The 22,225-nt window shown below is 69.3% G+C and carries 23 protein-coding genes; 5 read left to right on the forward strand and 18 right to left on the reverse strand.

The window, feature by feature from the left end; genetic code table 11:
- Nucleotides 1-317: 317 nt before the first annotated feature.
- Nucleotides 318-1,904 (reverse strand): carboxylesterase/lipase family protein, encoded by a 1,587-nt coding sequence (locus EPO52_RS07600; protein ID WP_290804193.1) that lies wholly within the window; start codon nt 1,902-1,904, stop codon nt 318-320.
- A gap of 97 nt (nt 1,905-2,001) precedes the next feature.
- Between EPO52_RS07600 and EPO52_RS07605 the strand changes: the two genes are divergently transcribed.
- Nucleotides 2,002-2,202, forward strand: coding sequence for a hypothetical protein (locus EPO52_RS07605; RefSeq protein WP_290804196.1), 201 nt, complete (start codon nt 2,002-2,004; stop codon nt 2,200-2,202).
- Here the strand turns inward: EPO52_RS07605 and EPO52_RS07610 are convergent.
- The 3 genes from EPO52_RS07610 to EPO52_RS07620 form a co-directional block, all read right to left on the reverse strand.
- Nucleotides 2,190-3,497, reverse strand: coding sequence for an MFS transporter (locus EPO52_RS07610; RefSeq protein ID WP_290804199.1), 1,308 nt, complete (start codon nt 3,495-3,497; stop codon nt 2,190-2,192). The genes EPO52_RS07605 and EPO52_RS07610 overlap by 13 nt on opposite strands.
- 86 nt (nt 3,498-3,583) lie before the next feature.
- Complete coding sequence (locus EPO52_RS07615; RefSeq protein ID WP_290804202.1) at nt 3,584-3,904, reverse strand: hypothetical protein; 321 nt, start codon at nt 3,902-3,904, stop codon at nt 3,584-3,586.
- A 469-nt stretch (nt 3,905-4,373) separates the two neighbouring features.
- Entirely contained in the window at nt 4,374-5,270 is an 897-nt protein-coding gene (locus EPO52_RS07620; protein ID WP_290804205.1) for an alpha/beta hydrolase fold domain-containing protein, read from the reverse strand.
- A gap of 119 nt (nt 5,271-5,389) precedes the next feature.
- On the opposite strand from EPO52_RS07620, the gene EPO52_RS07625 reads away from it, so the two are divergent.
- A complete protein-coding gene (locus EPO52_RS07625; RefSeq protein ID WP_290804208.1) occupies nt 5,390-6,250 on the forward strand; it encodes an MBL fold metallo-hydrolase in 861 nt (286 codons plus the stop codon).
- Nucleotides 6,247-7,167 (forward strand): shikimate dehydrogenase, encoded by a 921-nt coding sequence (locus EPO52_RS07630; protein WP_290804211.1) that lies wholly within the window; start codon nt 6,247-6,249, stop codon nt 7,165-7,167. Before EPO52_RS07625 ends, EPO52_RS07630 begins: the two co-directional genes overlap by 4 nt.
- 55 nt (nt 7,168-7,222) lie before the next feature.
- On the opposite strand, the gene EPO52_RS07635 is transcribed toward EPO52_RS07630, so the two are convergent.
- From EPO52_RS07635 to EPO52_RS07645, 3 genes are read right to left on the reverse strand one after another with little or no spacing between them, the layout of a single operon-like run.
- Complete coding sequence (locus EPO52_RS07635; RefSeq protein ID WP_290804214.1) at nt 7,223-7,762, reverse strand: hypothetical protein; 540 nt, start codon at nt 7,760-7,762, stop codon at nt 7,223-7,225.
- A complete protein-coding gene (locus EPO52_RS07640) occupies nt 7,759-8,736 on the reverse strand; it encodes a transketolase C-terminal domain-containing protein (protein ID WP_290804217.1) in 978 nt (325 codons plus the stop codon). Before EPO52_RS07640 ends, EPO52_RS07635 begins: the two co-directional genes overlap by 4 nt.
- A complete protein-coding gene (locus EPO52_RS07645; RefSeq protein WP_290804220.1) occupies nt 8,733-9,602 on the reverse strand; it encodes a transketolase in 870 nt (289 codons plus the stop codon). The genes EPO52_RS07640 and EPO52_RS07645 overlap by 4 nt, the downstream gene beginning before the upstream one ends.
- 74 nt (nt 9,603-9,676) lie before the next feature.
- On the opposite strand from EPO52_RS07645, the gene EPO52_RS07650 reads away from it, so the two are divergent.
- On the forward strand, nt 9,677-10,384 hold the full coding sequence (locus EPO52_RS07650) for an SDR family oxidoreductase (protein ID WP_290804223.1): 708 nt from the start codon (nt 9,677-9,679) through the stop codon (nt 10,382-10,384).
- Between the two features lie 28 nt (nt 10,385-10,412).
- On the opposite strand, the gene EPO52_RS07655 is transcribed toward EPO52_RS07650, so the two are convergent.
- Nucleotides 10,413-11,504 carry an alcohol dehydrogenase catalytic domain-containing protein gene (locus EPO52_RS07655; RefSeq protein ID WP_290804226.1) on the reverse strand — a complete coding sequence of 364 codons (1,092 nt, stop codon included), beginning with the start codon at nt 11,502-11,504 and terminating at the stop codon, nt 10,413-10,415.
- Nucleotides 11,505-11,627: 123 nt separating this feature from the next.
- On the opposite strand from EPO52_RS07655, the gene glpK reads away from it, so the two are divergent.
- A complete protein-coding gene (glpK, locus tag EPO52_RS07660; protein WP_290804229.1) occupies nt 11,628-13,127 on the forward strand; it encodes a glycerol kinase GlpK in 1,500 nt (499 codons plus the stop codon).
- A 93-nt stretch (nt 13,128-13,220) separates the two neighbouring features.
- Here the strand turns inward: glpK and EPO52_RS07665 are convergent, their stop codons facing one another.
- From EPO52_RS07665 to EPO52_RS07710, 10 genes are read right to left on the reverse strand one after another with little or no spacing between them, the layout of a single operon-like run.
- Nucleotides 13,221-14,126 carry a MurR/RpiR family transcriptional regulator gene (locus tag EPO52_RS07665; RefSeq protein WP_290804231.1) on the reverse strand — a complete coding sequence of 302 codons (906 nt, stop codon included), beginning with the start codon at nt 14,124-14,126 and terminating at the stop codon, nt 13,221-13,223.
- Entirely contained in the window at nt 14,104-15,045 is a 942-nt protein-coding gene (locus EPO52_RS07670; protein WP_290804234.1) for an NAD(P)-dependent oxidoreductase, read from the reverse strand. Before EPO52_RS07670 ends, EPO52_RS07665 begins: the two co-directional genes overlap by 23 nt.
- Nucleotides 15,046-15,053: 8 nt before the next feature.
- The gene (locus EPO52_RS07675) at nt 15,054-15,647 is read right to left on the reverse strand and encodes a glucose-6-phosphate isomerase family protein (protein WP_290804238.1); all 594 of its coding nucleotides are present in this window, start codon (nt 15,645-15,647) and stop codon (nt 15,054-15,056) included.
- Between the two features lie 24 nt (nt 15,648-15,671).
- Complete coding sequence (locus EPO52_RS07680) at nt 15,672-16,613, reverse strand: shikimate dehydrogenase (RefSeq protein ID WP_290804241.1); 942 nt, start codon at nt 16,611-16,613, stop codon at nt 15,672-15,674.
- On the reverse strand, nt 16,613-17,665 hold the full coding sequence (locus EPO52_RS07685; protein ID WP_290804244.1) for a zinc-dependent dehydrogenase: 1,053 nt from the start codon (nt 17,663-17,665) through the stop codon (nt 16,613-16,615). The genes EPO52_RS07680 and EPO52_RS07685 overlap by 1 nt, the downstream gene beginning before the upstream one ends.
- Complete coding sequence (locus EPO52_RS07690; RefSeq protein ID WP_290804247.1) at nt 17,662-18,786, reverse strand: galactitol-1-phosphate 5-dehydrogenase; 1,125 nt, start codon at nt 18,784-18,786, stop codon at nt 17,662-17,664. Before EPO52_RS07690 ends, EPO52_RS07685 begins: the two co-directional genes overlap by 4 nt.
- Before the next feature lie 5 nt (nt 18,787-18,791).
- Nucleotides 18,792-19,628: an SDR family oxidoreductase gene (locus EPO52_RS07695; RefSeq protein ID WP_290804249.1), complete on the reverse strand. Its 837-nt coding sequence runs from the start codon at nt 19,626-19,628 to the stop codon at nt 18,792-18,794.
- Nucleotides 19,618-20,310 carry a bifunctional 4-hydroxy-2-oxoglutarate aldolase/2-dehydro-3-deoxy-phosphogluconate aldolase gene (eda, locus tag EPO52_RS07700; RefSeq protein ID WP_290804252.1) on the reverse strand — a complete coding sequence of 231 codons (693 nt, stop codon included), beginning with the start codon at nt 20,308-20,310 and terminating at the stop codon, nt 19,618-19,620. Before eda ends, EPO52_RS07695 begins: the two co-directional genes overlap by 11 nt.
- Nucleotides 20,307-21,134, reverse strand: coding sequence for an ATP-binding cassette domain-containing protein (locus EPO52_RS07705; protein ID WP_290804254.1), 828 nt, complete (start codon nt 21,132-21,134; stop codon nt 20,307-20,309). Before EPO52_RS07705 ends, eda begins: the two co-directional genes overlap by 4 nt.
- Before the next feature lies 1 nt (nt 21,135).
- On the reverse strand, nt 21,136-22,209 hold the full coding sequence (locus EPO52_RS07710; RefSeq protein ID WP_290804257.1) for an ABC transporter permease: 1,074 nt from the start codon (nt 22,207-22,209) through the stop codon (nt 21,136-21,138).
- Nucleotides 22,210-22,225: the final 16 nt, after the last annotated feature.

Raw genomic sequence — 22,225 nt, forward strand, 5'->3', positions numbered from 1 at the left:
TCCAGTTGCCACAACTTGTGGCAACCCCGGGAACGCGCCGGGCCGGCGCGGGCACGCCACACGTCGACTTGCCCCATCCTGTTGCCCGGACGCTCCAGTTGCCACAACTTGTGGCAACCCCGGGAACGCGGCCGGCCGGCGCGGGCACGCCACACGCCGACTTGCCCCTTCCTGTTGCCCGGACGTGCGCGTTGGCCGCCGCGGGCACGCCCCACACCGACTTGCCCCATCGTGTTGCCCGGACGCTCGAGTTGCCACAACTTGTGGCAACCTCCGGGAGCGCGCGGCGGCGCGCGGCGGCGGTCTGGGCCGAGACCTCAGCGGAAGGCGAGGATCTCGGGGCCCCAGGCCTCGCGGATGTCGGCATCCGGGTCGTGCTCGATCACGTCGTCGCGATCGATGATGAGGGTGCTGCGCCCGCTCTCCTCGTAGGGCGGCCAGTCGACCGGAGCCGCGTCGGCATCCGGTGACCGGCCGTGGGCGAATGCGAGCCAGCGCGCCTGCATGCGCGCGGAGACGCGCAGGGCCTCGGGGCGGCCGCCCATGCCGAACACGATGTCTTTGCCGCGCGGGGCGAACGAGCCGAACACGTAGGCGAGCTCTGCCGCGTGGGTGGCGCCGATGCCCGTCACGCGCAGGAGGGGCGTGGCGTGGTCGAAGCGGTACATCCAGGTGGGTGCGTGGCGCGAGTGCGCCTCGGCGAGCCAGATCGAGGGCATGCGGAAGCCCGCATCCCGCGACACCTCGGCGGGGGTACGGCGCCGCGGATACGAGGGGTAGGCGCCGGTGATGCGCTCACCGACACCCTCGAACTCGGGGCGGTCGCTCGCGATCTCGGCGAACATCTGCTCGACCGCTGCCGGTGTGATCGGCAGCAGCGGCGAGCGCATCAGCTTGAAGAACGACGACTCGTCGTGATTCGTGCCCACGATCAGGGGGATACGCGGCGCGCGGCCCTCACGGAACACGGTGAGCGGGTACTCGGGCAGCACCTCGTCGTCGAGCACGGGGGCCATGGCGAGGGTTCCGGGAACCTCGGACGAGACCTGGTGCACGAGCTCGGCACCCGCATCCACGAGGTCGAAGGGGTCGAGGTCGCGCAGGCGGTGAGCCTCGTGACGGTCGATGCCGACGATGGCGAGCAGCCGCTCAGCCACGGCAGCCGCGCGCTCGCGACCGTAGATCGACGTGACGGGAGCGCTCTGGGCGATGGCCCGGTGGAACAGGCCGGTGGTCAGCGGCGAGGCCATCAGCGCGATGACGGATGCCCCTCCCGCAGACTCGCCGAAGAGGGTGACGTTGCCGGGGTCGCCGCCGAACGCGGCGATGTTGTCGCGCACCCACTCGAGTCCGGCGATCTGGTCGCGCAGGCCGATGTTGGCGTCGAAGCCGTGGCGGAAGCCGGAGTTCCTGCTCCCCCCGTCACCGAGGCTCGAGAAGTCGACGAAGCCGAAGACCCCCAGCCGGTAGTTGACCGAGACGACCACCACGTCGCCGTTCTCGGCCAGGTGCCGGCCGTCGTAGTAGCGCTGCGCGGTGGAGCCCTGGAAGTAGCCCCCGCCGTGAATCCAGACCATCACGGGTTTCGGGGTTCCGGATGCGGCCGACTGCATCGCATCGCGCGGTGCCCAGACGTTGAGGCTCAGGCAGTCCTCCGCCACGCCCACCCCCGGCACGACCTCCATCGACTTGAGCGGACGCTGCAACGCCATGGGACCGAAGGCGGTGGCATCACGCAGCTCGTGCCACTTCTCGGGAGGCGCCGGGCGCCGGAAACGGCGTTCGCCGACGGGGGCCGCGGCGAAGGGCACGCCCTTCCAGCTCAGCACCGCTCCCTGCCTGCTGCCGCGCACCGCACCCGCGGTCGTCTGCCGGATCAGAGACTCCTGCCCCACGCGCGTCATGATCGAAATGCTACCCACCGCGACTGAGTTCTCTCCGCGCGTCGCCCGAATGTGTCTACGGTGGGAGGGCACGCATGATCCGAGACGAGGAGACGTCATGGCCGACCTGAACGAGCGCATCGAGGAACCCGACGAGACCCAGGAGTTCTCGCTGTCCGACACCGAGCTGGAAGACGTCGACCTCGACGAGACCTCCGACATCGACGACGACGCCGAGGTCACCGACGAGGAGAAGGTCGACCCCGTCTTCGACGATGACGAAGAGGTGCTGAAGGACAACTTCGGCTACGAGGAATAAGCGGAGCCGGCCTCGTCGCCGCCTGGCGCATCCGGAGCATTTTCGACCTCCCGCGCGGCCGCGACAGCCGCACGGCCCGAGGGCAGCAGCACGGCGACGAGAACGACGGCGATCGTGGCGATCCCGCCCACCACGAGCAGTGACTGCACGCTCACGACGTCGGCCAGAGGGCCGAAGACCGTCATGCCGATAGGGGTGGCGAGCGCCATCACGATGCCGACGTAGCTGAAGACACGGCCGTGCATCCCGGGTTCGACGGTCTCTTGCACCAGGGTCATGAACGGCGCCGAGAAGAGCGGCACGAGCAGACCGAACGCGAACATGAAGCCATAGAAGACCCAGAGGTTCGGGCTGAGTCCGAGTGCGATGGTGAAGACCGCGAAGCCGAATGAGGCGAAGAGGATGAGGCCCATGCGGCTGACCTTCGTCAGCACCGTCGACACGAGCACGCCGCCGAGGATCATGCCCGTGCTGAATGCCACCTCGAGCACCGTGACCATCCACACCTCGGTTCCGAACGTACGGGCCACCATGAGCGGAGTGATGAACGACGGGGCGACGGTGAGCAGGAAGATGATGGCGAACACCACGAGAAGCCAGCGCACCACACGGTGGTTGCCGATGTAGCGCATGCCCTCGAGGAGGTCTTCGCGGTAGCTCGACGTCTTCGCGGCGATCGAGGCGAGGGTGGGCACGGCCACGAAGGCGAGCAGCAGGATGCCGATGGCTGCCGTGACCACGTCGATGAAGAACACGGGCACGATGCCGAAGATGCCGAACACCGCGCCGGCCACCGCCGGTGCGAGCAGAGCCATGGCCGACTGGATGGTCTGGAAGACCCCGTTCACCCGCATGAGCTGATCGGGCGGTGCGATCTGCGGGATCATCGCCTGCACGGCGGGCGTCTGCACGCCCGCGCCGACCGAGCGCACACCGACGGCGAGCAGGATGATCCACAGATCGGTGACCCCGTTGAGCATCAACAGGGCGAGCACGAGGGTGACCGCGGCGATGGTGCCGTCGGAGATCATCACGAGCACACGCCGGTTCATGCGGTCGGCGAGTGTGCCGCCGAAGATCGACACGATCCCCTGTGGGAGGAAGGCCGCGACCGCGTAGAGCGCCACGGCGAAGCCCGACTTGGTCTCGAACGTGACGTACCACATCACCGCGTACTGCACGATCATGGAGCCGAACAGCGAGACGGTCTGCCCGCCGAGGAAGAGCCCGACGTTGCGCCGCCAGTGCGGGGTCGATTCCGCCCCGATGGCTACCGCTGTCGGTTCCGAATCCATGTGAACAGCGTACACATCGCCTCCGACACCGGGCCGGACCGCCCTCGTTCTGCGCGCGCTCACACTCCTGCGGGGGTCCGCCTGCGTCAGGCCTCCGGCGCGGCACCCCTCCGGAGCCGGGGAAGCACGACGGTGCCGACGACGGCAGCCAGCGCGAGCAGACCGCCGATCAGCACCACGACGGTTCGGGTGAGCCCTGCGGTGCCGGAGCGCTGCTCCTCGAGCATCCGCCCGACCTCACCCTTCGCCACGAACTCCGCTCCGGCCGAGGCGGGCGCAGCGCGAACCGCTGCGGGCAGCACCCGCAGCCAGAGCCCCCGGTCGGCCTCGCTCGGAACAGCCCACGCGCCGAAAGCGCTCTCCGGCGAAGCCGCGGCGGGCTCGGCGGACACTGGTTCGGCGGACACCGCCGATTCGCCCAGGGCACCGTCGCTTCGATCGCCGCCCGTATTCGACGCGTGCACTGTCCCGGGCGGATGGTTCGCCGCCCAGGCCGCTTCGAGCCCCGACGTGAGGTCGATCGGCGGAGGAACCGGGAGGTCCAGCATCGGCTGAGAGGGCTCCGCCGTGGGGCGAGGCACCCAATCGGACTCAGCCGCAGACTCGAGTGGTGAAGGCACGGGGTAGACCGGCACCTCCGACGGCCCGACGGGTGCCTCGGGAGCAGGGGGCGGTGCGACTTCAGCGGCGACTGCGCCGGTGGCGGGGACGCCCGCAATGAGCATCCCGAGCGTCACGCACATGATCACCCGCGTTCGGATGGTCATCATCGAGGCCCCCATTCATCAGCCACACCCCGGAAGCGCCTCCCCCGAGGCGTCCGTTTCCGAGCGTAACCGATTGAGTGGGGCGCCGGGATCGTCTGACGACCTCCGGTCAGAATGGTTCGGTGAGCCAGGTGAGCGCGCTGCGGGACTCCCGGGTGTACGTCGCAACCGGGAACTCGTGGAATCCGGCCGGGTAGACACGCAGTGAGGCGTCGACGCCCGCCGCGCGTGCCGCGCGGTCGAAGTCGCGCGCATCCGGGAGCAGGATCTCCTGACCGCCCACGACGGAGCGCATCGGCGGGAGGCCCGCCAGATCGGCGTAGATCGGGCTGACCACGGGGTCGCGCACGTCGCGCGTGCCCGCCCAGAGCTCACCCGCGACCCGCAGCCCCGCCGGGTTGAGGGTGAGGTCGTGCCGCACGAGCGCGGCGACATCGGGATGCGTGACCGTCACATCGACCCAGGGGCAGATGAGAAGAAGGCGGTCGGGCAGATCGGCTCCCGCGTCGCGCTGGGAGACGGAGTGGGCGAGCGTGAGGCCGCCACCCGCCGAATCACCGCCGATCGCGAGGGGCACACCGGCCTGGGAGGCCCGCGCTCGCACCATCGCGTGCACCTCGCTCAGGAGGGCGAGCGCATCGTCGATCGTGTGCCACGGGGCGAGCCCATAGAGCGGCACGGTCACCGCGGCATCCAGGCGGCGGAGCATCTGACCCACGATGATCCACTGCGGCAGCCCGATCGGCTGCACGTAGGCGCCGCCGTGGAGGTAGATGAGCTCCGTGGCCGGCGGATGATCCTTCGGCGTGAACGTGATGACCGGCCGACCCTTCACGGTGGCGATCTCGACCTCGTGACGGCGACGAAGGAAGGCCGGGATCGGTGCGGCCGGCGGATACTCGCGCTCGACGAGCTCGGCGCGGATGGCGGCCGAATCGGTGCGCGCCCGATCACGCCCCCAGACGAGCGCGGCGGCGTGCTTCGTGAGAGTCATGGCTGCGGTCACAGTGCGATCCTCTCATCCGGCCGCCTCCGCGTGGAGTGGACGAGGTCGAAAGCCGGGGTGTTTGCAAGAAATTTCGACGTTTAGTAGTCTGAGAGAAATTCTTGCGAAGGAGCTTGCCCATGGCGGATGCCGCCCTCCCCCTCGACCCGGCATTTCCGCCGCCGCCCGGCTGGGATCACGACGTGGTCGCCTGGTGGCTCGGCCAGGCGGGCTTCGCCCTCCGCTACCGCGACGAGCTCGTGTTCATCGATCCCTACCTGAGCGACGTGCTCGCCGACAAGTACCGCGGGCAGATCTTTCCGCACACCCGTCAGCATCCGTCACCCGTCAATCCCTCGGATGTCACCGGCCTCGACCTCGTGCTCTGCACCCACGGCCACACCGACCACATGGACCTCGGCTCCATCCCGTACCTGCAGACCTCGAGTGACCCGCTCTTCGTGGTGCCCCGGTCGGAAGCCGTCAAGGGCATCTCCCGCGGCATCCCGGCCTCACGACTTCTCGGCCTCGACGCCGGCGAGTACTTCGGCGCCGGCAGCATCACCGTCACCGCCGTTCCGGCCGCTCACGAGCAGATCTCCCTCGACCCCCACGGCCAGCACCTCTTTCTCGGCTACGTGATCGACATCGGCGGAGTGCGTCTGTACCACTCCGGCGACTGCGCCCCCTATGCAGGGCAGGAGGAGCTCATCCGCTCACTCGATGTCGACATCGCACTCCTTCCCGTGAACGGTCGCGACGCCCACCGCGCCGGTCACGGCGTGCCGGGCAACTTCGAGCTCGACGAGGCGGTGGCGCTCTGCCGCGCCGCAGCGATCCCGGCGCTCGTGTGCCACCACTGGGGGCTCTTCGAGTTCAACAGCGCAGATCCGGATGACCTCCGCCACCGGCTCGCGGGGGTCGACGATCCCCGCTGGCACATCCCGGCACTCGGCGAGCCCTTCCGCCTGAAGGACCTGCTGACGGACGTGACGGCATGACCTCGACGTTCTGGTTCTTCGGGGTGACCACAGGCCAGTCCGCGATGCAGCGCATCTACCCGCTCTGGATGGAGGAGCTCGGTATCGATTCGGCACTCCGGGGCATCGACTTCCCGATCGACGCCCCGGCCGCCGACTACCGATCGGCCGTCGCACGCGTGAAAGACGATCCCGACTCGATGGGCGGCCTGATCACGACCCACAAGCTGAACGTGCTGTCGGCCGCCGCCGACCTCATCGAAGAACTCGACGATTCGGCCGTGCTCCTCCACGAGGTGAGCTGCCTGCACAAGAGTCGTGGCCGGCTTCTCGGCGCTGCGCTCGACGACCGCACGAGCTGGCTCGCCCTGCAGTCGCTCGTGCCCGAGGGGTTCTGGAGGAAGGACGGCGACCTCCTGCTGCTCGGCGCAGGTGGGGCCTCGATCGCCACCGTCCTCGGCATCCATCGCGCCGACCAGGCAGGCCTCCCGGTGCCCGCGCGCATCCGGGTCACCGCCCGATCGACCGATCGGCTCGACGAGCTCGGTGCGCTGCAGCGAACGATCGGATTCCGCATCCCGACGACCCCGATCGTCACCGCCACGGCCGACGAGGCCGACGCCGTGGTGGCCGGCCTGCCGCCTCACTCCCTCGTCGTGAACGCCACCGGAATGGGCAAGGATCGCCCGGGCTCCCCACTCACCGATGCCGTGCAGTACCCGCGCGACTCGATCGCCTGGGACATGAACTACCGCGGGGAGCGCCCGTTCCTCCGCCAGGCAGAGGCCCAGGCGGAGGAACGGCGCCTGACGGTCGTCGACGGCTGGGACTACTTCGTCTACTCCTGGACGCACGTGGTGAGCGTCGTGCACGACATCGAGATCGACGCGCCCACGTTCGACCGGCTCTCGACGATCGCCCGCTCCGTCCTGGCCTGACGGACCCGACCCGGAGGTTCCGTTCGGCCCTCCCACCACGAAGGGCCGAACGGAGTCAGACCCCGCCGTCGTACCGCGACGAGCTGTCGTAGTACCCGCTCGGGAAGTACACACCGGGGATGTCGAATTCGGCGTACATCTCCACGATCTTGCGGTTGTCGTCGATCGCGAGCACGGGGTCGATCCCCCACTCCCGCAGTCGTGCCACTTCATCGCGCTTGTAGTCGACCGCGTGCCGGGACGAGTCATCCTCGTCGGGCGGTCGGCACACCAGCAGGTCCCAGCGCAGGCCGTTGCCGACGAGCCACTCGCGCGTGGTGGCGGCGACCTCGTCGATACGACCGGTGAGGATCACGATCCGCACGTCGTGACGCATGGCCGCGGCGAGCGCGCGTCCGGCTTCGATCACGCCGTCGGCGTCGACACCGCCGTAGAACCCGCGCCAATCGGGTTCTTCGCGATGCAGGAAGTGCTGCCGATGCATCGCATCGGCGAGCACGCCGTCGAGGTCGAAGATCACCGCCTCGCCGGGCAGCACGCGGCCGGTCGCGGGATGCCAGTGCGACGGAAGCCCTGCTGCAGGGAGCGCGCTCATGCCAGAGCCTCCCGCACCACCGCCGCGATCCCCGGCGCGTCGAGCCGGTAGTGCGCGTAGAGGTGGGTGGGCGGCGCGATCAGGCTGTACTCGTCGTGGATGCCGTGCCGCACGAGCCGTGCACGCGAGGGGGCCTCGGCCATCACCTCGGCCACGGCGGCACCGAGGCCGCCGAGCACGTTGTGCTCCTCGACGGTCATCACGATGTCGCTCCGCTCCGAGGCGGCGAGCACCAGCGACCGGTCGAGCGGCTTGATGGTGGGCATGTCGATCACGCCGACCGAGAGCCCTTCGGCTCGAAGCGTCTCGGCCGCGCGCAGGGCCGGATGCACCTGGGTGCCGCACGCGATGAGGGTGACATCCGTTCCCGTGGAGTGCTCGATACCGCGACCGAACTCGAACACCACGTCGTCGTCGTAGACCTGAGGATCGCGGCCCCGGCTGGTGCGGAAGTAGATCGGCTCCGGCCACTCGGCCGACGCCCGGATGGCAGCCCGCAACTGAGGCCCGTCGGCGGGCGACACCACGGTGAGACCGGCGATGGCCCGCATCGTGGAGATGTCTTCGGTGGCGTGGTGGCTGGTGCCGTAGAAGCCGAGCGCGATGCCCGTGTGGTGACCGATGAGGCGCACCGGGAGTTTCGTGTAGGCCACGTCCATGCGGATCTGCTCGCAGCAGAGGAGCGCGAGGAACGACGCGAAGGTGGCCACGAAGGGCATCGCTCCCGTGGTGGCGAGGCCCGCCGCCGCCGACACCATGTTCTGCTCGGAGATGCCGAACTGCACGAATCGGTCGGGATGCCGTTCGGCGAACTTCACGAGACCGTTCGAGTACTGCAGATCGGCCGTGCCGGCCACGACCGGGTGGCCTGCGTCCACGAGATCGAGCAACCCGTCGGAGAGGTGGTCGAGGCCGGGGTTCTGCGCGTTCAGGCCCCGGTACTGCCAGGAGCCCTCGGTCAGCGTGGCGCTCATGCGCGACCCCCCTCGAGGATCTCGGCCACGGCGGCCTCCGCATCGGCCGGCACGAGGTAGCCGAGGTGCCACCCGGGCTCCTCCTCCATATAGGCGACGCCCTTGCCCTTCTTGGTGTGGGCCACCACGCAGCTCGGGGCCGCGTCGGCGGGCCGCTCAGCGAGCGCGCGCAGCAGATCGCGCACCGCGGATGCATCGTGGCCGTCGACCTCGTGCACCTCCCAGCCGAACGCGCGCCACTTGTCGCCGAGGGGCTCGATGCCGATCACGTCGTCGACGCTGCCGTCGAGCTGGAAACCATTGCGGTCCACGATGGCCACCAGCTTGCCAAGCCGGTGGTGGGCTCCGGCGAGCGCCGCCTCCCAGACCTGCCCTTCCTGCATCTCACCATCGCCGAGCATCACGAACACGCTGAAGTCGCGACCCGCCAGACGCCCTCCGAGCGCCATCCCGAGCCCGTTCGACAGCGCATGGCCGATGGAGCCGGAGCTGAAGTCGATGCCCGCGACCTTGGTCATGTCGGGGTGGTCGCCCAGCGGGCTGCCGAGGCGGGTGTAGCTGTCGAGCACCTCGCGGGAGAAGTAGCCGAGGTCGGCGAGGATGGGGAACAGCCCGACGGCGGCGTGCCCCTTTCCCATCAGGAAACGATCACGGTCGGCCCAGGCGGGATTCGCGGAATCCGTGCGCATCACCCCGTAGTAGAGGGCGGCGAAGATCTCGGCGGCGGAGAACACCGAACTGTAGTGACCGACCTTGGCGATCTCGATCAGGCGGATCGCCTCGGTGCGCACGAAGGTTGCGCGATCGGCGAGGGAGGCGTCATCGGCGGTCGGCCGATCGGGCAGGAGCGTCGTTGCAGAGTGCATGCCCCCATCGTCATTGAAATTTCACCCGGGGTCAAGCTATGTTCGGAATATATTTCGATACGGATGGAGAAACCATGACCACCGACCACTCCCAGCCCCCTCTCGCCGTCATCACGGGTGGGGGAACCGGCATCGGCCGCGCCGTCGCCGAGCTCTTGCTCGAGAGGGGCTGGGCCGTGCGAGCACTGGGACTCGACGCCGATGCCGATCTCCCCGAGGCCATCAGCTTCCGCCGCTGTGACGTGAGCGACGGCGCCGCACTCTTCGATGCCGTGAGCGACTTGGGGGCGGTCTCCGCACTCGTGACGGCTGCGGCGGTGCTGCGTGACGACGAGTGGGAGCCCGCATCCTTCGACGCCGTGCTCGGCATCAACGCCACCGGGGTCCTGGCCGTCGCCGAGCTCCTTCGCAGCCGGCTCTCCGACGCGGATGGCGCGATCGTGAACTTCGCGTCGATGTGGAGCTACTTCGGCTCGGCGGGATCCCCCGCCTATGCGGCGTCGAAGGGGGCGATCGTCGCGCTCACCCGTTCCCAGGCCGTGGCCTATGCCGCGGAGGGCATCCGGGTGAACGCCGTGGCACCGGGCTGGATCGCGACGCCCATGTCGCGGCGTGCGCGCGACGACGCCGACCGCTATGCACGCATCACGGCACGCATCCCCCTCGGCCGCTGGGGCGGCGCATCCGAGGTGGCGGCGGCGATCGGCTTCCTCGTGTCGCCTGATGCGAGCTACATCACGGGCACCGTGCTGAACGTCGACGGCGGCTACGCCATCGCGTGACGCCGAGCGGCGCGTGCCCTCGTCGACCTCAGAACACGACGAGGGTGCGCGCGCCCACTCCGGCCACGAGGTCGGCCACGCCGTCGTTGATCTCGTCGAGCCCGATCCGCCGCCCCGCGAGCGCCTCGAGCTCCAGCCGGCCGGCCAGGAAGTCGCCCACGAGCAGGGGCAGGTCGGTCTGCGGCTGCAGCGATCCGGCCCGCACGCCGTGCACGCCCTTGCCCGAGTGCAGCTGCCCGGCCGAGAACGCGATCCGGGCGTCGTCACCGAACACTCCGACCGCCCACACCGACCCGCCGCGCGCGGTCGCGTCGAGCGCGAGATCGATGAGCGCCGGAACCCCCACCGCCTCGAACGCGTGATCTGCTCCCCCATCCGTGATGTCGCGGATGACCGATGCGGCATCAACCACCGATGCGGTGTTGATCACATGGCTGGCCCCGAACCGCTCCGACGCCAGGGCCAGGCGCTCGTCGCTGCGATCGAGTGCGATCACGCTCGCCGCTCCCGCCGCCGCCGCCCCCTGGCAGACGTTGAGCCCCACACCGCCCGCGCCGATCACCACGACGTGGTCGCCGGGCGCGACCGCCGCCACCTTGCGCGCCGATCCCACCCCCGTGGCCACCGCGCAGCCGAGCATGGCGGCGAGGTCGAGCGGCATCCGGGCGTCGATGACGGTCACGGCGTTGCGGTGCAGCACCATCTCTTCGGCGAAGCCGGCGATGTTGGTCCACTGGTGCACCTCGCGGCCGACACGGGACAGGCGGGGGGTCGCATCCGCCTTGCGCATCGTGGCCTCGCGGTTCTGGCACATCGCCGGGCGCCCCGCGCGGCACATCCGGCACTCGCCGCAGAACACCACGAAGCACGCGACGACGTGGTCGCCGACGGCGACATCGCGCACGGCGGCACCGACCTCGGTGACCACTCCGGAGGCCTCATGCCCGAGCACCACCGGCATCGGCCGCGCGACGCGGCCGTCGATCACGTGCAGATCGGAGTGGCAGATGCCGACGGCCGCTGTGGCGACCCGCACCTCGTGGGGCTCGAGCGCATCCGGGGTGTCGATCCGCTCGATGCGCAGGCGCTCGTGGGGGGCATTGAGGACGGCTGCTCGCATGAGATCGCTCCCGATTCGGTAATTATTTCTCTTCCGGACTTGAGTTCGGAATAATCTTCGGCCACTCTAGTGAGGGGCATGAAGCCCGGTCAACAAACACGATGAAGTGGACGCGGTTCGACGATGAGCACAACCCATGTGATGGCACTGGACGCGGGTACAGGCAGCGTTCGCGCGATCCTGTTCCGGCACGACGGCTCGGTGGAGCACATCGCGCAGGAGGAGTTCGAGCAGCACTACCCCTCCCCCGGTTGGGTGGAGCACGATGCGACGGACATCTGGGAGTCCCAGCGCCGCGTCGCGCACCGCGTGCTCGAGGAGTCGGGTGTCGAAGCGTCTGCCGTGGCCGCGATCGGCATCACGAACCAGCGCGAGACCTGCGTGCTCTGGGACAGGCGCACCGGCGAGCCCGTGCACAACGCCCTCGTCTGGCAGGACGGCCGCACGGCCGGCTTCTGCGACGAACTCCGCGACCTCGGCCACGCCGAGCGGGTGCGCCACGCCACCGGCCTGCCAATCGACACCTACTTCTCCGGCACAAAGATCAAGTGGCTGCTCGACAACGTACCGGGCGCCCGCGAGCGCGCCGAGGCCGGCGAACTGCTGGCGGGCACCATCGACTCCTGGCTCATCTGGAAGCTCACGGATGGCGCAGCCCACGTCACCGACTACTCGAACGCGTCGCGCACGATGTGCTTCAACATCCGCGAGCTGGAGTGGGACCGGGACATCCTGGCCCTCCTCGACATCCCGATCGGGATCCTTCCCGAGGTGCGCCCCTCGAGCGAGGTGTACGGCAGCACCGGTGAAGCCGCCGGCTTCGGCGCCGCCATCCCGGTCGCCTCGGCCACCGGCGACCAGCAGGGCGCTCTGTTCGGCCAGGCCTGCTTCACACCGGGTTCGGTCAAGGCCACCTATGGCACGGGTGGCTCGGTGATGATGAACACCGGCACCGCCCTCGTGGAATCGAAGGCCGGGCTCATCACCACGATCGCCTGGGGACTCGACGGTCGGGTGGAGTATGCGCTCGAGGGTGTCTTCTTCGGCGTCGGTGTGACCATCAAGTGGCTGCGCGACGAGCTCCGGGTGATCGACAGCGTGGAGGAGACGGCGGCGATCGCCGCATCCGTTCCCGACACCGGAGGGGTCTATCTCGTTCCGGCCTTCACCGGGTTGGCCTCTCCGTACTGGGACCAGTACGCCCGTGCCACCGTGTTCGGCATCACTCCGGGAACCGGGCGGGCTCAGCTCGTGCGAGCCGCCCTCGAGTCCATGAGCTACTCCTACCGTGACGTCATCGACGCCATGACGGCCGAGTCGGGCAACCCGCTGCCCGAGCTCCGGGTCGACGGCGGCGCGGTGGCGAACGACTTCCACCTCCAGTTCCAGGCGGATCAGCTCGGAGTACCCGTGCGCCGACCGCGCGTCACCGAGTCGACCGCGCGGGGCGCCGCCTTCCTCGCGGGCCTCGCCGTTGGCTTCTGGTCGTCACAGGACCAGCTGCGCGACTCGATCGACATCGAGCGCAGCTTCGAACCGCAGATGGATGCCGAGACCCGCGAGCGCCTCTACGCGGGTTGGACCAAGGCGGTCTCCCGCTCCCTCGACTGGGTCACGCACTGAAGCACGCGGCCGTCGAGCGCACGCGCCGACCGTGACGGTTCGCGCTCGTCGTGATCGACGCGAAACGTCAGATCGGGCGCGACCGGGCCTTCGTCAGGCGCGGGAGTCGCTGACCCGGGTGGGCTTGATGGCCCGCAGGTAGCTCTCCTGCAGGTAGTCGGCGGTCTCCTCGTAGTACTTCGTGGCATACGTGGCGTAGAGCACGTCGATGGCGAGCAGCTGCCCCCACTTGGCCGTGACCGACTCGCCGTAGACGTCGGATGACGCCACCGTGCCCGCGGTGAGCAACACGTCATCGACCACGGAGGCGAGCGCCGAGTCGACGTTGGAGGTGATGCCGAGGGTGTGCGCGCCGTGGAACTTGGCGATCTGCGCCGAGGAGACCACCGACGTGGAGTCTCCGGAGTCGCTGATGGCGATCAGGATGTCGCCCTGCCCGAGTGTCGCGCTGCCCATCGACTGCACGCTCTGGTCACGGAAGAAGTGGCAGCGCACGCCCGCACGCACGAAGCGCATGGTGGCGTTCTCGGCCGCGGTCGACGACGACCCCATGGCGGCGAAGTAGACCGACGACGCGGCGTGGATGCGCTCCACCGTCTTGAGGAGGATCTCCGGGTCGAGCCGCTCGGCCGTGCGGGTGAGCGATTCGAAGCTGCCGTGCAGCACCTTCTCCACGACGTTCTCCGGGCTGTCGCCCTTCAACACCCCTTCGTACACCCAGCTGGTGCGGGTTTCGGCGGCACCCGGTCGGGAGTAGATCGCCTGGGCGATGCCGAGCCGGAGCTGGTTGTAGCCCTCGAGATCGAGCTCGCGGAGGAACCGCGAGACCGTGGAGTCGGCCACCCCGGCCCGGCCGGCGAGCTCGGTGATGGAGAGCGCCTGAGCCTCCTCGGGGTTCGTGAGGATGACGTCGGCGACACCGCGGAGCGCAGGACTCAGCGAACCCGCCCTGCGCGAGATCTGGTGCAGGATGTTGTCACTCATGGCCTGGTCGCTCACGGTCAGAGTCTAAAGCGTCGAGCAGGTTGTCGACGGCTGCGCTCATGGCCCGCTCCACGCTCTCCGCGGTGAAGCCTCCGATGTGCGCCGTGCCGATCACCGCGGGATGGCTCGTGAGCGCGGTGACGCCCGGCGGCTCGACTGCGTAGACATCGGTGGCGTAGGCGCGGAGGGCTCCGCTGTCGAGCACCTCGAGCACCGCCTCCTCATCCACCAGGGAGGCGCGCGCCGTGTTCACCAGGAGGGCACCGGCGGGCAGCCCCGTCAGCACCGCCCGATCGACGAGCGGCTTCTCGGCGGGGGGAGCGTGCAGCGTCAGCACGTCGGCGCTCGCGAGCACGTCGTCGAGCGGGGCGAACGCGAAGTCGCCGTCGGGCGTGAACGAGGCATCCGGATACGCGTCGTAGGCGCGCACACTCATGCCGAGCGCGAGAGCCACCCGGATGACCCTCCTCCCGATCTGCCCGGCGCCGATCACGCCGAGGCGCCGCCCTCCCAGCTCGACACCTTGGCGCCGGCCCCACTCGCCGGCCCGGATGGCGCCGGCGGCGTAGGGCAGCGACCGGGCGGCCGCGAGCATCAGCGCCACGGTGAGCTCCGCCACTCCCTGCGCGTTGGCCGCGGGCGCGCGCAGCACCCGCACTCCACGCTCAGCAGCCGCCGCGAGGTCGATCGCGTCGGCCCCGGTACCGTTGCGCGAGATCGCTCGGAGCCGCGGCGCCGCCTCGAGGATGTCCCGGGTCACCGGTTCGATGCCGGCCAGATAGCCGACGCTGCCGGCGAGCGAGGCGCGTAGCTGCTCAGCGGTGGGCACCGCGCCCGGCGAGGGGAACACGACCTCGTAGCCGGCCGCGCGCATCCGCTCGATGGCCGGATGCCCGTGGGCCGAGCGCGGGGTGACGACGATGCGGTCGGGCATCGGATGCCTCAGTTGCCCCAGCGTGGGTTGTCGAGCAGCTCGGGCGAGCCGTCGCGATCGACGACGATCTTTCGGAAGCCCTTCGTCTCGATGGTGCCGTAGTCGTGGCCGGCGTCGCCCGGGAAGGCGAAGAACGTGATGAGCGGCTCCGTGGCCGACGTGTTGATGCTGCGGTGCGCATAGCGGCCCGGCACGTACACCGAACGACCCGGTCGGAACTCCTCGACCTGGACGTCGCCCTCGGGGCTCTCCATCAGCATCAGGCCCTGGCCGGAGAGGCAGAGGTAGATCTCGGCCGACTCGAGGCGGGTGTGGAAGTGCCCTTTGGTCATGAAGTACTCGTCGCCCACTTTGCCCGGGTAGGTGATGCTCGTGCCGTAGGCCACCTCGGTCTCGAGCGAGGGCACACCGAAGTCGTAGAACTCATAGCTCAGCACGTCGTCGGCCGCGACCGCCGCGTCGAAGGCGGCGGTGTCGGCGTACATGCCGGCCATCGCCGAGAGCGGGCGGCGCAGCGAGGGACGGTCGGCGGTGAGCCCGGACACGAGGTCGAACTGGGTGGCCACGGCCTTCGTGATGGGGGCGAGGGAGGGAGTGCTCATCAGGTTTCCTTTGTGTCGCGCCCGTCAGGAACGGGCGATGCGGGAGAGGGCGTCGAAGGCGGCGCCGGAGGTGGGGATGTGGATGTCGAAGACCTGGGCCATGACCCGGGTCCAGCCGTGGAGGAAGTAGAACCAGCCGTCGACGGATGTCACACCGCGATCGGCCTGGCGCGCCGCCTGGTCGAGGAACACGAGGTCGCCACGGTAGTTGAAGTCCCAGGCGATGGCGCCGGCCGGGAACCGGGCCGCGTCGGTGAGCGGCGAGCCCGGCCGGTCTTTGCCGAGGCCGGTCGCATTGACCACCACCGCGCCGGGGGCGAATTGCGCGAGCACCGCGTCGTTGAAGATCGGCTCCGGAGCGAGCGCGTAGTCGGTGGGGATGCCGAACCCGATGCGCGCGTGGAACTCGCGCATCTCGTCGAGGCGCCCCGCGCGGCGGTTCGTCACCACGAGCCGGCTCGGCACGGGCGCTCCGCTCTGCTGCCGGCGATGCAGGTGCAGGGTCAGCGCGAGCGATGAACCGCCGGCACCGAGGAGCAGCAGCTCTGCCGTTCCGTCGCCCGCGATCGCGTCATAGGCGAGACCGCTCGTCACATCGTCCATCGCGTGGCCGAGCAGTCGGTCGCCGCGCTTGGAGATGCTGCTGATCTCATCGAGCTGCGCGGCCGACTCGCCGATCTCGTCGAAGAGGTCGCGACTCGCCTTGAAGAGGTTGAGCTTGTGGGTCGTGACGAGCGCACCGAGGGCGAACGGATCGTCGCGCAGGTACTCGACGACCCGTCGATAGACCTCCGGCGGGGAGTCGAGCGGCACGTCGATGCCGACGATGCGCCGCGGGATGCCGAGGTGGTCGGCCCACTTCGGGAAGACCTCCATGATCGACGACGAGCCGGTGGTGACGCCCACGAAGAAGAAGGTGGGTTCCGGCTGCGGCCGGAGCGTGTCGGGTGTGAGCACCTCGGCCATCAGGCCACCTCCCCGAACACGATGACCGACTTCATGCCGGCGCCCGAGCGGGAGGTCTCCATCGCCGCGTGGATGTCGTCGAGCGCCCACCGGTGCGAGACGATCGGCGAGAGGTCGATGTCGCTCGTGGCGACGATGTCGATCACGTCGCCGTAGTCGGTGACACTCGAGCCCGTGGTGCCGGTGAGGATCTGCTCGCGGTAGTGCAGCGAGTTCACGTCGATCGGGGGCCGGGCTCCGTCACCCAGACCGGAGAAGACGTTGATGCGGCCCAGACGACCGGCGAGGTCGGTGGCCGAGGCGATGACCTCGGGTTTCGAGACGCAGGTGATCACCACGTCGACCCCCTGGCCGTCGGTCAGCCGCATCACCTCCTCCCGGAGATCGAGTTCGGAGACGTTGATCAGGTGGTCCGCTCCCATCAGACCCGCGATGTCGAGCCGCGGCTGACGGGTGTTCGCCACGATCACCTGACGTGCACCGGCGCGCTTCGCGAGGGCGGTGTGGAAGCATCCGATCGGCCCGGCCCCGATGATGAGCACCGAGTCGGCCGCCGACAGGCCGATCGCGCGCTGGCCGTGCAGGCAGCAAGACAGTGGCTCGATGACGGCGGCGATCTCGTCGCTCAGATGCGCAGGAACCGGGAACACGTTGCCGCGCTCGAAGGCGATGGCCGGGATGAGGAGGTACTCGGCGAAGCCGCCGTTCATGGTGATGCCGAACGCCTCGTAGTCGGGGCAGAGCTGGTTGAGGCCGCGGGCGCACATGGCGCACCGGCCGCATCCGACGTTGGGGGCGGCACTGACCCGGTCGCCCACCGCGAAGCCCTGAACATCGCGGCCCACCTCGACGATGTCGCCCGTCCACTCGTGGCCGAGCACGCGCGAGGTGCCTGCCGGGATGCGGAAGTGGCCGTGCTTCGAGATGCGCAGGTCGGTGCCGCACACGCTCGCCGCGCGCACGCGCACGAGCGCGTCGCCCGGCCCCACTTCGGGGAGGGGGATGTCGGCGACCTCGATGAGGCCCGGCTCCCGGAAGACGGCGGCCCTCATCGTGCTCCCGCCTTCTCGAGCGAGCCGGCGAGGGAAGCCGACAGCGAGGCCTCCAACGCCGCAGCGCGCTCGGCGAGGGCATCGGCTGAGACGGCGAAGATCGTCTTGTTCGACCAGCCTGCCCGGTCGGCCAGCCGGGCGAACACCTCCGGGGCGTCGTCGAGCTCTTCGACGTGGCTCACCAGGTCGTCGACCTTGAGGGTTCGGCCGAGGCAGGCCACCACCATCTCCCAGTCGTTGGTGACGCGCGGCGTGATCACCGCGTTCCAGGTGCCGCGCAGCACGAGCTCCCGGCGCAGGATGCGCGACACGGTCTCCTTGGGCAGCGCGACATCCGTGCTCAGATCGCCGAGCAGGATGACCTGACCGCGGTGGGCGGCCGAATGCACCGCCTGGAGGAACGTGATGCCGAGCCCGCTCGCCTCGACGGCGATGTCGACCCCCCGCCCCCCGGTGGCCGCGAGTGCGAGCTCGTCGGATGGGCCGGTCGTGGCGTCGAGGGTCTCGAAGCCGAGGTGCTGGGCCACGGCGCGCTTGCGCTCGTCGACGTCGGACACGATCACCCGCACCACGCCCAGGATGCGCAGCCACTGCGCCGCGAACAAGCCGATCGGCCCGGCCCCGATCACGAGGGCGGAGGCGTTCGGGGGCACCTCGGCCTTGCGCACGGCGTGCAGCGCGACACCGGCGGGCTCCACCAGGGCTCCCGCGATGAGGGTGGTGCCCTCCGGCAGCTTCACGAGGTTGCGCTCCGGCACCCGCAGGAACTCCTCGAGTCCGCCATCGCGGCGTGATCCGAAGTAGTCGTACTTCTCGGCGAGGGTGTATTCGCCGATCTCGGTCATGGGGTCGGCCGCATCCGGGATGCACGGGAAGATCGCGACACGGTCGCCCGCCCGCAGTGCACCGCTCGGGGAGTCCTCCTCCACGGTGCCCGACATCTCGTGTCCGAGCACGAGCGGGAAGCCGTATCCCTTGCCGACGCCGAACCGGAGCACATCGGAACCACACACCCCCACGGCGCCGATGCGCACGAGCACGGGGTCGATGCCGACCGGTTCGGGCAGGGGGACGTCGAGCACGGCGATGTCGCGCACGCCGCGCAGTACTGCTGCCTTCATGGAGGTCAGACCTCCATGCCGTACCGGAGCACCTTGTGGGTGGGGTACAGCGAGAAGGTGGGGATGGTGACATCCGGGGTGCGGGTGGCGATGTAGAGGGCGGCCTCGGCCACGTTCGACACGTCGATGCAGCTGGCCGACAGGCCCTCCGCGATCTCCTTCTCGTCGAGCCAGCCGTCGGTGTAGGCCGGGAGGTCGCCGTCGTAGAGCCCCTTGTCGATGATCTCGGTCATCGGCGTGCGCACGTGCGAGGGGTTCAGAACGGTGACGCCGATGTTCTTCTCCATCCCCTCGATGAGGATGTTCTTCGACAGACCGAGCATGCCGTGCTTCGACGCGCGATAGGGGCTGTGTCCGGGACCGGAGGCCACCTTCGTCGACGAGGAGCCCATGTTGATGATGCGGCCACCCGAGGCCTGCTTCTCCATCTGCAGGAACGCTTCGCGGCAGCAGAGGAAGACGCCGGTGAGGTTGGGCTCGATGGTCTTGTTCCACTCCTCGAGCGTCACCTCGGTGATCGGCGGCGCGAGCGAGTCGCGGCCGGCGCTGTTCACCACGAGGTCGAGGCGGCCCCACTTCGCGATGGTCTCGGCGAAGAACGACCGCACCTGGTCTTCGCTGACCACGTTGCCGGTGAGGGCGATCACGTCGCCGCCGCGCTCCACGATGTCGGCGGCCACCTGATCGAGCCGGGCGGTGTCGATGTCGATCAGAGCCACCTTGGCACCGTTCGCGGCGTAGATCCGCGCCACCGCTTCACCGATTCCGGATGCCGCACCGGTGATGAGGGCGACTCTGCCGACGAGCGCGTCGCCGGCGAGGGGGAGGTAGTCAGGCACCATGAGGGTGCTCCTTTCCAGATGGTTCTCTGATGGTTCGTACGGCGTCGGCGGCGGATGCCGCTCGGCGCGAGATCTCGGCGAAGTCGCCGGAGTCGAGAAGGGCACGGGGAGCGATCCAGGTGCCACCGCAGGCGAGGACGTTGCCGCGCTCGAGATAGCGCGGCAGGTCGTCGACCCGGATGCCGCCGGTGGGCATGAACCGGGCGTGCGGATACGGGCCCGCGAAGGCGTCGAGGAGAGCCACTCCGCCCAGCACCTCGGCGGGGAACAGCTTCACGACGGCCGCGCCGAGCCCGAGAGCGCGCTCCACCTCGGATGCGGTCGCCGCCCCGGGGATGAAATCGAGCCCGTGCCGGTGTGCGTGAGCCACGACGTCGGGCGTCGTGCCCGGTGCCACTCCGAAGTGGGCACCGGCCTCGGCGGCTGCGACGACGTCGGCCGGGCTCAGCAGAGTGCCGGCGCCGACCACGAAGTCGGGCAGCGCGGCGCGCACGGCACGGATCGCCTCGGCCGCCGCGGGCGACCGGAAGGTCACCTCCATTCCGGGCAGGCCACCCTCCGCGAGCGCCTCGGCGAGACGGACTCCTTCATCGGCCGAGGCGACCACGACCACGGGCACGACGCCCGCCTGGCGGAGGAATTCCGTGGTCGACGACGACGCCCGGTCGATCACGGCGCTCACGACGCGGTCTCCAGTCCCAGCTGCTCGGGGGTCTTCGCCCCCACCATCATGGCCACGGCGTCGCCCATGTCGATCTGTGCGGTCTCGACCAGTGCGATCCGCTTGCCGAGTCGCTGGATGTGCACGCGATCGGCGACCTCGAAGATCTGGGGCATGTTGTGCGAGATTAGGATCACCGGGATGCCGCGGGCATTGATGTCCTTGATGAGTTTCACCACGCGCCCCGACTCCTTCACACCGAGAGCGGCGGTGGGCTCGTCGAGGATGACGACCTTCGAACCGAAGGCCGCGGCCCGCGCCACGGCGACACCCTGGCGCTGGCCCCCTGAGAGGGTCTCGACCGACTGGCCGACGTTCTGGAGCGTCTGGAGTCCGAGTTCCGACATGGCGCCGAGGGCTTCCTGTCGCATCTTCTTCTTGTCGAGCATCCGGAACACGCTGCCGGCGATGCCCGCCCGGCGGAGTTCGCGGCCGAGGAAGATGTTGCTCGCCACATCCAGTGCGGGCGACACGGCGAGACTCTGGAACACCGTCTCGATGCCGAGCTTGCGCGCCTCGACGGGCGACTTCAGCGTCGCGGGCACGCCGCTCACGAGCAGTTCGCCTTCATCGGGCTGCACCGCGCCGGAGAGGCACTGGATGAGAGACGACTTGCCGGCGCCGTTGTCGCCGATGATCGCGAGCACCTCGCCCTGGCGGATCTCGAAGTCGGTCTCGTCGAGCGCCACGACGTGGCCGTAACGCTTCACGATCTTGCGGGCCTCGAGCACGAGCTCGGTCGACCGCGCGGAGGGCGTGGTGGGGGTGACGGATTCGGTGGTCATGTCATCGTCCGATCTTGCGAAGGCGCTGGTCGACGGCGACCGCGCCGATGATGAGGATTCCGATGGTGAACTCCTGCCAGAGGTTGTCGAACCCGGCGAGGGAGAGACCGCTGGAGAAGACTCCGACGATCACCGCGCCGAGCAGGGTGCCCATGATGCGGCCGCGGCCGCCGAAGAGGCTCGTGCCACCGATCACCACGGCGGTGATGGAGGCGAGGTTGTACGAGGCACCCGCGGTGGGTGAGATCGAGCCGATGCGGCCGATCAGCAGCCACGCGGTGACGCCGATGATGGCGCCGGCGACCACGTACACCGACATCAGCACGCGGTTCACCCGGATGCCGCTGAGCCGTGCCGCCTCGAGGTTGTCGCCGACCGCGTAGATGTGGGTGCCCCACGCGGTGCTCCTCAGGATGTAGGCGAACACGACGAACATCAGGATCGTGAGCACCTGACCGAAGGTGAAGGTGGTGCCGAGCACCTGGAAGCCGGTGCCGAGCCAGTTGAACAGCGCGGGCACGTCGGCGTAGGGCACGCTCTCACCGTCGGAGATGAAGATGTTGAGGGCGTAGAAGATGCTCAGTGTGCCGAGGGTGGCGATGAAGGGCGGGATGTTGAGCTTCGTCACGATGAGGCCGTTGATGGCACCACAGGCCACCCCGACGAGGATGCCGAGCACCAGGGCGAGTTCGACCGGGAGGCCCAGCGTCACCGCGAGCTTGCCCATCACGACCTGCGCGAGAAGCATCACCGCGGCGACCGAGAGGTCGATTCCCGCGGTCAGGATGATGAGGGTCTGCGCGATGCCGAGCATCGCGATCACCTGCACCTGCTGCAGGATCAGGGAGAAGTTCTGGAGCGTGCCGAAGTTCGGCGACACGATCGAGAACACGATCAGCGCGAGCACGAGCACCGCGAGCGGGCCGATCAGGGGTCGCGAGAGCATCCGGCGCTCCACCCACTGGAGGGGGGTGAGGCGGCCGCCGCCGTCGATCTCGACGAGACCCATCGGCGACTTCGGGGCGGGGATGCTCGCCCGCTCGGCGTCCGGGGTGTCGGTTGCGCTTCTGTTCATGGTCGGACTTCCTACG

The organism is Herbiconiux sp. (assembly GCF_004297105.1).
Classification (GTDB): domain Bacteria; phylum Actinomycetota; class Actinomycetes; order Actinomycetales; family Microbacteriaceae; genus Herbiconiux.